General features: G+C 22.2%; 8 protein-coding genes. 5 read left to right on the top strand and 3 right to left on the bottom strand.

The genetic code is table 11. The features are described 5' to 3' along the window. Window positions 1-154: 154 nt before the first annotated feature. The 3 genes from rpsA (at window position 155) to ABNS14_RS02400 (ending at window position 4,481) form a co-directional block, all read left to right on the top strand. Window positions 155-1,831, top strand: a complete 1,677-nt coding sequence (gene rpsA, locus ABNS14_RS02410) for a 30S ribosomal protein S1 (protein ID WP_348666665.1) — start codon at window positions 155-157, stop codon at window positions 1,829-1,831. 72 nt (window positions 1,832-1,903) lie between these two features. Next, window positions 1,904-2,191 (top strand): integration host factor subunit beta, encoded by a 288-nt coding sequence (gene ihfB, locus ABNS14_RS02405; RefSeq protein WP_348666116.1) that lies wholly within the window; start codon window positions 1,904-1,906, stop codon window positions 2,189-2,191. Window positions 2,192-3,623: 1,432 nt separating this feature from the next. Then, window positions 3,624-4,481, top strand: a complete 858-nt coding sequence (locus tag ABNS14_RS02400; RefSeq protein ID WP_348666115.1) for an N-acetylmuramoyl-L-alanine amidase — start codon at window positions 3,624-3,626, stop codon at window positions 4,479-4,481. A 272-nt stretch (window positions 4,482-4,753) separates the two neighbouring features. Here ABNS14_RS02400 and metK read toward each other — a convergent pair whose 3' ends face one another. Both metK and mutH read right to left on the bottom strand, forming a co-directional pair. Continuing rightward, window positions 4,754-5,899, bottom strand: coding sequence for a methionine adenosyltransferase (gene metK / locus ABNS14_RS02395; RefSeq protein ID WP_348666114.1), 1,146 nt, complete (start codon window positions 5,897-5,899; stop codon window positions 4,754-4,756). A 591-nt stretch (window positions 5,900-6,490) separates the two neighbouring features. Further along, window positions 6,491-7,177 (bottom strand): DNA mismatch repair endonuclease MutH, encoded by a 687-nt coding sequence (gene mutH, locus ABNS14_RS02390; protein ID WP_348666664.1) that lies wholly within the window; start codon window positions 7,175-7,177, stop codon window positions 6,491-6,493. A 708-nt stretch (window positions 7,178-7,885) separates the two neighbouring features. On the opposite strand from mutH, the gene ABNS14_RS02385 reads away from it, so the two are divergent. Further along, a complete protein-coding gene (locus ABNS14_RS02385) occupies window positions 7,886-8,218 on the top strand; it encodes a DMT family transporter (RefSeq protein WP_348666113.1) in 333 nt (110 codons plus the stop codon). A gap of 1,406 nt (window positions 8,219-9,624) precedes the next feature. Here ABNS14_RS02385 and gap read toward each other — a convergent pair. Further along, window positions 9,625-10,617: a type I glyceraldehyde-3-phosphate dehydrogenase gene (gap, locus tag ABNS14_RS02380; protein WP_348666112.1), complete on the bottom strand. Its 993-nt coding sequence runs from the start codon at window positions 10,615-10,617 to the stop codon at window positions 9,625-9,627. An 896-nt stretch (window positions 10,618-11,513) separates the two neighbouring features. On the opposite strand from gap, the gene sohB reads away from it, so the two are divergent. Beyond that, window positions 11,514-12,536, top strand: a complete 1,023-nt coding sequence (gene sohB / locus ABNS14_RS02375; protein WP_348666111.1) for a protease SohB — start codon at window positions 11,514-11,516, stop codon at window positions 12,534-12,536. The last annotated feature ends 127 nt before the right edge of the window (window positions 12,537-12,663 follow it).

The following is a 12,663-nucleotide window of genomic DNA, read 5'->3' as shown; positions in this document are numbered from 1 at the left end:
TAGTTATATCTATTGTATTTTTGTCGTTATAGCTTTGATTTTTATTTGATTCAAAAAAGATTTGCTGCAAGGAATGTTGCAAAATATACATAAAAACCATTTATCAGGATGTTAAATGGGAAAATTAAAAATTAAAATTTTTGAAGATCTTACTATGACAGAATCGTTTGCTGAACTTTTTAAAAAATCTTTACAAAGTATTGAAACTCGCACAGGTGCTATTGTTAATGGTATTGTTGTTGCTATAGATAAAGATATAGTATTAATTGATGCAGGTTTGAAGTCAGAATCAGCAATTCCGATAGATCAATTTAAAAATGTACAGGGTGAGTTAGAAATTAAAATTGGTGATAAAATTGATGTTGCTTTAGACGCAGTAGAAGATGGTTTTGGTGAAACGATTTTATCTCGTGAAAAAGCAAAGAGACATGAAGCTTGGTTAATGTTAGAAAAAGCTTATGAAAATAGTGAAACAGTAATTGGAATTATTAATGGTAAAGTAAAAGGTGGTTTTACTGTAGAATTAAGAGGTATTCGTGCATTTTTGCCCGGATCATTGGTAGATGTACGTCCTGTTCGTGATACCGTTAATTTAGAAAATCAAGAACTTGAATTTAAAGTTATTAAATTAGATCAAAAACGTAATAACGTTGTTGTGTCAAGACGTTCCGTGATTGAATCTGAAAATAGTGCTGAACGTACTCATTTGCTTGAAAATTTACAAGAAGGTAAGGAAGTTAAAGGTATTGTCAAAAATTTAACTGAATATGGTGCATTTGTTGATTTAGGTGGAGTTGATGGTTTATTGCATATTACTGATATGGCTTGGAAACGAGTAAAACATCCCAGTGAGATTGTTAATGTTGGTGATGATATTAATGTTAAAATATTAAAATTTGATAGAGATAGAACACGTGTTTCTTTAGGTTTGAAACAACTTGGAGAAGATCCATGGGTAGAAATTGCTAAACGTTATCCAGAAAAAACTAAATTGAAAGGACGTGTAACTAATCTTACTGATTATGGTTGTTTCGTTGAGATAGAAGAAGGTGTTGAAGGTTTAGTGCATGTTTCTGAAATGGATTGGACTAATAAAAATATTCATCCATCTAAAGTTGTTAATGTATCTGATATTGTTGAAATTATGGTTTTGGATATTGATGAAGAACGACGTCGTATTTCATTAGGTTTGAAACAATGTCAACCAAATCCATGGCAAAAATTTGCAGAAATACATAATAAAAATGATCGTGTTGAAGGAAAAATAAAATCTATTACTGATTTTGGTATTTTTATTGGTTTGGAAGGTGGCATTGATGGTTTAGTTCATTTATCTGATATATCGTGGGATATCCCAGGTGAACAAGCGGTACGTGAATATAAAAAAGGGGATGAAATTTCTGCTGTTGTACTACAAGTTGATGCTGAACGTGAACGTATTTCATTAGGAATTAAACAATTAGGTGAGGATCCATTTAATAGTTATTTATCTACTCATAAAAAAGGTATTATTGTTAGTGGCAAAGTACTTTTGGTTGAGGAAAAAGGAATTACTATTGAATTAGCCTCAGGTGTTGAAGGTTATTTACGTATATCAGATATTGCTCATGATCGTTTGCAAGAAGATGTTTATAATATGTTTAAAATTGGTGATATTGTTGAAGCTAAATATACTGGTGTTGATAGAAAAAATCGTATAATTGTTTTATCGTTTTATGCAAAAGATGAAGTTAATGAAAAAGATTCAGTCACTACTGTAAGTAAAAAAGAAAGTAGTGATTTTATCAATAATGCTATGGCGGAAGCATTTAAAGTAGCTAAAGGTGAATGAAAGATAAATTGATGATAATCACAAATATTATTTTTATTTTTACGATAAATAAAATTTTACAGGAAAAATACTATGACAAAGTCTGAACTTATTGAAAGACTTATTAATGAATTAACTCATATGCCAGCAAAATTAATTGAAAAAACTATAAAATTGATGATTGAAAATATGATTATTACACTTAGTAAAGGAAAACGTATTGAAATTCGTGGATTCGGGAGTTTTTCTCTTCATTATCGTGCTTCACGTATTGGTCGTAACCCAAAAAATGGTCATCGAATTCTTTTAAAAGAAAAAGTTGTACCTCATTTTAAACCAGGTAAAGAATTACGTGATCGCGTTAATAACATATATGCATAAATATATAATAAGGATAAAATGAGTTTTATTATTGAATAGTAATAATGAATTTTGGTGTAAAATAATATTATTTAAAATTCTTTAAAATATAAATTAATAAATCGTTATTACTATTTTTAAAAAGCATAAAATTTAAGATTACTAAAATAAAAGCTATGTATTTACCTTAAATATATTTTTTTAGTAAATTATCATGAATATTTTACATATTCTTTTAGTTGTATTTTTTTATTTTAATAAAAATTTATTAAGATACTTTTTTTATATTTTAGAATATCAATATTAGAGTGTTAAATAATTTTTTATATTAAATACTTTTTTGATTGTAGTATAAATTATATATTTTGGTTAAAAAAAATATTTTTATAATATATTAAAAAATAAGATATATAAAATGAATTTATTATTCATATTATTATATAAATTTTATTGTTAATAGAAATAAGCAAAAAAAATTTTATTTTTTTATTTATTGAAATAATATGTAAAATAATATAAAAATAATATTTATTATGAATTATAAAAATATAAATTAAAAGTATTATATGTAAATTTTTTAAAATTTATGAAATTTTTTATTATAATATACTTTATACTAAAAAATATTGTTATTACTTTATAAAAATTAAAAATATTTTTATTATATGGTTATTAATATTAGTAAATACAAAATATTTTTTTTGTTGAATTCAAAAATAATTTTAAAATTGATTTTTTAAAAATATAATTTTCAACATATCCTATATTACAAATTATATTTTATCGACTAATATTTTAAATTGATTTAAATTTGTACAAAATATTTTTTTTAAATTATTTAATTTTTAAAGATAAATATATTTTTTTATTAACAATAAAATTATTAAAATAAAATTAACTGGTTTATTTTTTTTTATAAAACGTTTATATTATATCAAATTTTTAATTATATTTCGTGTTTTAATAATCATTATAAATAATTGCTTTAATTTAATAAGTATTTAAAATATTTTAAAATAGATAAAAGTATTGATATTAAAGTAATATAATTGATTATTTTAGTCTTCTTTTTTCATGATAATAAAAAATATAAATAAATAATAATTTTATTAAATGATCCTTCATCTTTTCTATTATGTGCTATTTTTGGTTATAATTTTTATATATCAATTTTTTATCTAAGTATTATTAAAAGAGAATATTTCTATTTTTTAATATATAAATTATGTAGTGTATTTTTATGAAAGATATTTTACTTTTAAAAAGTATTTTTAAAGATAAAATTAAATCAATAAAGTTTGATAAATCTATTATATAGAAAAATTTTTAATTAAAATATAAAAATTTAAAGATTTAAAATAAAAATCTTATAGTAAAGTATTTTTCATAACATATAAAATTAAGCAATGTAATATCATATATGATTAGCATTATAATAGTTATATGGAGTTATATGGGCAAATTATTGATTATTTTATTAACATTAATTATGATCATTGGTTGCTCTTCTGAGCGACATATTATTGATAAAGGTAATTATTATATCGATAACTCTTTTTCTGCTATCAGTCAAAATAATAGAATTAAATTTTTGATATTTCATTATACAGTAGTAAATGATGCTAGATCATTAGAGCTATTAACACAAGCTCAAGTAAGTGCTCATTATCTTATTCCAAAACATCTTAAAGTAAAAAATGGAAAACCAGTGATCTTTAATTTAGTTCCAGAAAATAAAAAAGCTTGGCATGCAGGGTTTAGTAGTTGGAATGGAAAATTGAATATTAATTATAGTTCTATTGGTATAGAAATAGTTAATAAAGGATTTACTGAAGATTTATTTGGGGATAGGATATGGTATCCTTTTACTGAAAGACAAATTTCTGCAATTATTTTTTTAGCACAAGATATTATAAGAAAATATAATATTACTCCTGATAATGTTTTAGCGCATAGTGATATTGCTCCTTTAAGGAAGTATGATCCAGGAAAACTTTTTCCATGGAAGCGGTTAGCTGCATTTGGCATTGGTGCTTGGCCAGATGAAATAACGGTTAAAAAATATTTAGCAGGTCGATCACCATATTCACCTGCTAATATATTAGTGATTCAACAACAATTACAAAGATATGGATATGATACAATTCCTCAATCAGGTGAACTTGATGAAGAAACACGTAAAATCATTAGTGCATTTCAACTGCATTTTCGTTCAATGGATATTAGTGGTAACCCAGATGCTGAAACAGAAGCAATTGCTTGTGCATTAGTTGAAAAATATAGAAATCAAGGTGTTGCAGTTATAATATAATAAATGATTATTATACCACGCATTTTAATATATAATTTTGTAATTAATTATTAATGCTATAATAGCAAATACTAATTTTAAATTATTATTTTTTATTTAAAAAATATTGTGATTTTTTGATGATATTTTAAAAATATAAATTTGTTAATTTAAAAAATTTGTGATTAATGTAAAAATCATAAGTGAAATATTTTTAAATATTAAATGATAATTTATTTCTGATATATATATCAGAAATAAAGATATTAAGAGAATGATTAATTGAAATCACATTAGATTGCTGCACATAATGCAGGTACTTTGTCCGTCTTTTCCCATGGAAATTGAGAACGTCCAAAATGTCCATATACTGATGTTTCAAGATAGATAGGTTGTAATAAATTCAGCATTTTAATTAAACCATAAGGTCGTAAATCAAAAATTTCATTTATTAAATGAACAAGTTTTTCGTTTTTTATTTTTTCTGTGCCAAAAGTATCTATCATGATTGATGTTGATTGAGCTATTCCAATAGCATAAGAAAGTTGGATTTCACAACGAGAGGCTAATCCTGCTGCAACAATATTTTTTGCTATATATCGAGCTGCATAAGCAGCAGACCGATCGACTTTAGATGGATCTTTTCCAGAAAATGCCCCCCCGCCATGGCGAGCCATACCCCCGTAAGTATCAACAATGATTTTTCGTCCAGTTAATCCACAGTCTCCCATTGGTCCACCTATGACGAAACGACCTGTTGGATTGATAAAATATTTTGTGTTTTTTTTTAATAATTTTTTAGGTAATACGGGTTTAATAATTTCATCCATAACACCTGAAAATAATACTTTTTGATTAATTGCTTGATCATGCTGAGTAGATAATACAACAGTATCAATTCCAACGATTTTATTGTTTTCATATTGAAAAGTAATTTGACTCTTAGCATCTGGGCGTAACCAAGGTAAAATACCGTTTTTTCTTACTTCAGCTTGACGTGCTACTAAACGATGAGCATAAGTAATTGGTGCTGGCATGAGTACATCAGTTTCATTATTAGCATAACCAAACATAATTCCTTGATCACCTGCACCCTGTTCAAAAGGATTGTTTCGATCTATTCCTTGATTAATATCAGGTGATTGTTTACCAATAGTATTTATTACAGCACAAGAATTTGCGTCAAAACCCATATCAGAACTTGTGTAGCCAATTTTACGTATTGTTCTACGAATAATTTCTTCAATATCTACCCAAGCAGTGGTAGTAATTTCACCACCAACCATTACCATACCTGTTTTTACATAAGTTTCACATGCTACACGTGCTTTTAAGTCTTGTTCTAGAATTGCATCAAGTATTGCATCTGAAATTTGATCAGCAATTTTATCAGGATGACCCTCTGATACTGATTCAGAAGTAAAAAGATGTTTTGTCATAAATATTTGAGTACCTTAAAATTTTAAAATAATGTTAAATATATTAACAATTAATAATTAATGATATTATTTATTAAATGATATTACGATATATTTTTGTATATTTATGCAAGTTTTTCTATTTGTAGATATTAATATTTTATATTGTAAGTTTCTGTAAAAATAGAAAATTTATCAATGTTATAATTTAATCTATAAAACTATTTTTTTTATAAAAATATTTTTTATAAAAATAAATCTAATATAGATATTACATAATATTTTTTATATATATAAAAAATATTTAATCATGTAACATTAATTAATTTTTTTGTATAAAAATATGATATAAATAAAATTGTATTTTTTAAATGATTTTTTTTAAAAATATTATTAAATATAAAATATAATCAATCTCTTTTTTGAAGTATGGAGATATTATCTATAAGGGATATAAGCATAATATAAGTTTGTATTTAATTTTTTATTAATTGATATTTAAGTTTTGAGTATTCTATTTTAGAGATAGAATATATATTAAGATGTATAATATAATTTATAATTTTTAAGAAAAATTTTTAATGATTTTTATAGAAAAATATTTTAGTACATTTAATTAGTATTAAAATACTCAATGAGTATCTGGTGAGTAAATTTTTTTTTAAGATAAAAAGCACGTGGTTGTGTCATTATTGTCTGTCCGTATTTTCCGATACCTTTAGTTAATACGTTCTTATTAGCAGATTTAGGTCGAATTTGTAATATTTCTCCATAATTTCCAGTTAAGTTTTCAATATAACCTAAAACAATCATATCCATTAATTCTTCCCAATCTTGTTTTAGTAATTTTTCTTCCATTAAACTTGGGCTCCAAAGTATTGGATGAGTGATTTTACGTTTTCCTAATGGAATTTTTCTTTCACCTTCAATTGGGATCCATAATACTCGTGATAGTTTATATCTTAAATAACTAGAATGCCATCTTATTCCATTATTTTTTATTAAAGGAGCTGTACACACAAAAGTAGTTTCTAATGGTTTACCATAGCGATTGATCGGAATAGTTTTGAGCTCAATTCCAAGATTAATAAAATCTTTATCTTGAGTTTTTCTAGCATTTGCACCTAAACAATATTCTAATAATTGTCCTATCCAACCTTTGTTATTTTTAAGATTTGATGGAAGAGATATACCTACATAAGAAGCTAATTCTTCTATTGTATATCCTACCAATGCATTTGCTTTTTTAAGTAAAATGTTTTCATTTTTAGGAGGTTCTAAAAAAAATCCATAATTGATACCTATATAGAAATTTAATGATCAATAAAAATAATGTATTAAATTATTTAATTTGTTATGTTTCTTAAATTAATTTTATAATAAAGTTATTTTTTATGCATATCATATTTTTTGCAAAGATTATATAAATTTCTTATATTTAAAAAAAGTATACAAGATATATCTGAAATAAAAAATAGAAGTTATAATCAATTTTATTTTATATAAAAAGTTTTATTAATTGTTTTATAATACTTTTATAAAATTTTGATACTTTTTTTATATAGAGATTTTTAAATAAATATTAAAAATAAATTATTTGATGAAATATTTTTGATTACATTATAAAAAATAAATGCAGAGTTTAAGTTCTTAATAAGATATTTTGAAATATTTTTTAAAAATCTATTATAAAAAATGCTTATACATAGTTTTTATTAAAAAATAAATAATTTAATTATTATATGTAGTATTATTTTTTTTGTAAAATTTTATTGTCAAATGTTTTTATAAAAATTTTTATATTTTATTAAAATTATTTTATTTATATTATTTTTGAGTTTGTAAAAAATCTTTGATTGAATTTATTTTTTTTATTTAAAAGAATATTTTAAAAATAAAGCAATAAAAAATATTTTTTAATAATCTTTTTTTTAAAAAAAGATATTATTATAAATGATACAGATATTATCTGAATATTGAAATGGTTATTTTATATAGGAGTAAATAATGAATGCATTAACTTATTTGTTAATTTCTATTATAGCTGAAGTAATTGCAATAATTTCATTAAAAGCTGCAGATGGTTTTACACGTTTATTACCATCTATTATTGTTATTCTTGGTTATGGTATTTCATTTTTTGGTTTATCTCAAGTAGTCAAAATGATGCCATTAGGTATTGCTTATGCAATTTGGTCTGGTTTAGGTGTTGTATTAGTTTCGTTAGCAGCTATATTCTTCTATGATCAGCAATTAGATTTTCCAGCTATGATAGGTATTTTATTAATTATTTCAGGTGTTTTAGTTATTAATTTATTTTCTAATAGTATTTTTTATTAATTACTAATATATTTAATTTTGTAATTTATTTGTGTAATGAGTAAATAATAATTATCATTATTAATGATTGTATATTATTTATTTTAAATAAAATAATTATAAGTATATTTATAATTATTCAAATAATAAATTATTTTTATAAATATTAATCTGCTATATTAATCAATCCAAAAAAATAAAAGTTAAGACGAATAAAAGAAAATAGATGATTTATAATTTTTTATGAAAAAATAATAATAATTTTGAATATTACATAATGTGTATAAAAATTTTGATGCATTAAATTTATAATATTTGAATTAATATTCAATGTTTTATTTTTATAAATAAAAAAGAATATTATTTATTTTGTATGTATAAATAAATTAATAATTAATTTTATTGGATAAGTATCTTGATTAAGATGGATATATTATTTAAGTTATTTTAAATAAAAATATGAGTAATAAATGAAATATAAAAAATATTTTTATAAAATCTTATTTTTATTTTTTTAAATAAATATATAAAATATGTTTTGCTATTTTAATAGTAAATTTTAATATCTGAAAAAATAATTTTATATATTTTTAATAATTTTATAGTTACTGTAATTATATTATTTTTTATCTTGATATTTTTGTACTATTTTTTAAATAATGACTATATAATTATAAGGGAAAAAATTAGTACTAATTTTATAAAGAAATGTTTTCTAAAGAAAAGTATTTTTGAATTATTATTTTTCTACCGGTTTAATATTGTATTTAATATTGTAAATAAAAACCTCGACTCTTCTTAAGAGAGTCTATATTATCAAAAATAAATAATTTAAATTTGAGAGTGTAAAAATATTTTTTTGAATAATTTACACTACTTTTTAGAAGAATATTGTTTTTTTATTTTTTTGTGTTTTTTATTTTTGTTGTATTTTTTAGGTAAAATAAAAATAATATTTTTATGTACAAAGTGATTTTATATTGTTACTAAAAAAGTTTTAATTTTTAATTATCGATAAAAATTTATATATGACTATGATGCGTTATTTCTTAATCTTTTACAGTAATAATAATTTTGTATAATATAAAAAATATTTTAATTATTGATGATATCAAGAATTTTATGTTTTGTTTTTAAAAAAAATTATAATTTTTTCATAAATACATTATTATGTATAATATGTAAAATTAATTTAATAAATATGATTTAATGTAATTTTTTATTTCATCTTTTTTTTATAGTATTATATAATATTTGTTTTTATGTAAATATTTATGATAATCTTGTATTCTATAAAATTAAGAATTTTATAAATTTTATATAAATTTGTAATAAAACATTAAATATTTGATTAAATTTTTTAATGTTAAATATATAAATTTTATTATAAGTTACAAAATAATAAAATTTGAAATTTTTTTTATTTTTTATTTACTAATATGTGCAATTAAATCTAGAATTTTGTGAGAATATCCAGTTTCATTATCATACCAAGCGATTAATTTTACAAAATTATTGTTTAAAGCAATACCTGCTTTTGCATCAAAAATACATGTTAATTTTTCACCATTAAAGTCTGTAGAAACTACTTCATCTTCGGTATAACCTAATATCCCCTGTAACTCACCGCTTGCTGCTTCTTGAATTTTTTGACAAATTTTTTCATAAGTAGCTGATTGTTTTAATCGAATAGTTAAATCAACAACTGAAACATTAGGAGTGGGCACACGGAAAGCCATCCCAGTTAATTTTCCATTTAATGCAGGAATAATATTACCGATCGCCTTAGCAGCACCGGTAGATGAAGGAATTATATTTTGCAAAGCACCCCGTCCACCCCTCCAATCTTTATAAGAAGCTCCATCGACTGTTTTTTGATTTGCGGTTATTGCATGAATAGTTGTCATTAGACCTTCAATGATCCCGAACTTTTCATGAATTACTTTAACTAACGGTGCTAAGCAGTTTGTAGTGCAAGAAGCATTAGAAATAATATCTTGATTATTATAAGTATTGTGATTTACTCCCATAACGAACATAGGTGTTTCATCTTTAGATGGTCCAGTTAATACTACTTTTTTAGCTTTACCACAAATAATATGTTTACGTGCTGTTTTATCATTTAAAAAAACTCCTGTAGATTCAACAACGACGTCGACCGTATTCCAGTACAAGTTATCTAAATTTTTTTCTGCTGTACACCAAACACTTTTACCATTAACTAATAAATAATTATTTTTTACTTCAATTATACCGTTAAAACGTCCATGAGTTGAGTCATATTTTAGCATGTGAGCGATATAATTAATATCTAATATATCATTAATTGCAACGATTTCAATATCTTTTCTTTTTTGAGCAGCACGAAAGACCATGCGTCCAATACGGCCAAAACCATTAATACCTACTTTTATACTCATAAATTCCCCATTTTTTATATCTAATAACGTTTTATTGTTATTTTGTTATAATCAGAATGATATTAATCTTTTAAATTATTTTTTTTAAGTATTTTAAGTAAATTTTTATATATTTTTTTAAAAAACGATATTTTAAGTTTTAATTCTTTCTTAATTATATTTTTGTTTTTTATAATCTTTAAATTGAAATTGTACTAAAATATTTTATATTATCTATAAATTATTTTTTATATACTAGGAACTGATAGTTATATAGTAAATATTTTTATTTTTTTGAAAATATAAAAATAATATAAATTAAATTTATTTTTATATCAAAGATTAAGTCAAATATTAAAAGGAATCTAATTATTATTTTTATATAAAAAATAATTTATATATATGATAATTTTAAAAAAAATAGATTTTATGAAAATAGTTTTATGTGTTATTTTTAACTTTTACATGTTATTTTATTTTAAAGAAATGAAAAATAATTTTTATCTTAATTAAAATTAAATAGTACAAAAAAATTATAAGTTCATTTTTTAAAAATTATATTTTTTATAATTTTATGTATATTTTATTATATTAATATAAAAATATAATTTTTATTGGTTGTTAACTATATCATATTAATATTTAATATTATTTCAAATATTAATATTTGAAATAAATAATTTGAAATATTAGTTTTTTAATTATTAGTTTCTTAATTTAATGAAAATTATTATTTTAATTTTTAGATTAAATTAAAGTTATCATAATTTTTTATTAAAAATAATTAGATTTACGTTAATAATATATTATGATATTTTTTGATTTTAATTCTACTTATTCATAAAAGTGAAAAGTACATCTGGTATTTTAGAATGTCTTCACAAAATGATTGATATGTTTTTAAGAAGGATAGAATTGTGGAATTTATTTTATCATATTCATTATTTGTTGCCAAGACACTTACTTTTGTAATTGCTTTTATATTGATTTTATTCGTTTTTTTTAGTGTTATATCTAATAAAAAAAACAAAAAAGGTGATTTAAAAATTATTAATTTAAGTGAAAATTATCGTGAGCGTCAACGGGAAATTCGACAAGTAAAAATGGGTGATGTTGCATATAAAGTTTGGTTAAAAGCTCATACAAAACAATTAAAAAATAAGAAAAAAAAAGAAAAAAAACTTCTTAAAATAGGCAAAAAAACAATAAGAAAACCATGTCTTTTTGTGATTAATTTTAAAGGTAGTATTAATGCTCATGAAGTTTATGCATTACGTGAAGAAATTAATGCAATTTTGTCAATTGCTGATAAAAAAGATGAAGTTTTGCTTAGGCTTGAAAGTTCAGGTGGGGTAATACATGGATATGGTTTAGCCGCTTCTCAATTATATCGATTAAGGAAAAAAGGATTAAAATTAATTATTTCTGTAGATAAGGTAGCTGCAAGCGGTGGTTATATGATGGCTTGTGTTGCTGATCATATTATAGGAGCTCCTTTTTCTATTATTGGATCTATTGGGGTTATTGCGCAAGTACCTAATATTCATCGTTTATTGAAAAAGAATGATATTGATATAGAATTACATACAGCTGGGGAATATAAACGAACATTGACTGTTTTGGGTGAAAATAATGAACATGGACGTAAGAAGTTTGTAGAAGATTTAAATGAAACACATCAACTTTTTAAAGATTTTGTTCATCAAAATCGGCCTTCTTTGGATATTAATGCTGTTGCAACAGGAGAATTTTGGTATGGTATTCAAGCTAAAGACAAGGGATTAATTGATGATATAGGAGTGAGTGATGATATAATTTTAAAACAAATAGAAAGTAGTGAAATTATTGAAGTAAGCTATATTCCATCTAAACGTTTTGTTGATCGATTAATGGGTAGTATAATGGAAAATATAGATCAAGTATTAAAACGTAAGCTATAAATTATAGGTAATGTTTATTTTATAGATTTTTTATGAGTAATGTATAATATATTGCATGCAATGATCGGTTTTATACTAAATCTAAATAATAATTTAAAAATTAAGATTTTTAAAAATAATTCTTTTT

The organism is Arsenophonus symbiont of Ornithomya chloropus, assembly GCF_964026495.1.
Taxonomy (GTDB): domain Bacteria; phylum Pseudomonadota; class Gammaproteobacteria; order Enterobacterales; family Enterobacteriaceae; genus Arsenophonus.
Note: the sequence above shows the minus strand (reverse complement) of the source record. Positions and strands in the feature narration are given on the sequence as shown.

Excerpts from the sequence above, each read along its gene's own strand:
- gap (WP_348666112.1), bottom strand. The coding sequence starts at position 10,617 with ATGAGTATAAAAGTAGGTATTAATGGTTTTGGCCGTATTGGACGCATG.
- metK (WP_348666114.1), bottom strand. The coding sequence starts at position 5,899 with ATGACAAAACATCTTTTTACTTCTGAATCAGTATCAGAGGGTCATCCT.
- rpsA (WP_348666665.1), top strand. The coding sequence starts at position 155 with ATGACAGAATCGTTTGCTGAACTTTTTAAAAAATCTTTACAAAGTATT.
- ABNS14_RS02400 (WP_348666115.1), top strand. The coding sequence starts at position 3,624 with ATGGGCAAATTATTGATTATTTTATTAACATTAATTATGATCATTGGT.
- ihfB (WP_348666116.1), top strand. The coding sequence starts at position 1,904 with ATGACAAAGTCTGAACTTATTGAAAGACTTATTAATGAATTAACTCAT.
- ABNS14_RS02385 (WP_348666113.1), top strand. The coding sequence starts at position 7,886 with ATGAATGCATTAACTTATTTGTTAATTTCTATTATAGCTGAAGTAATT.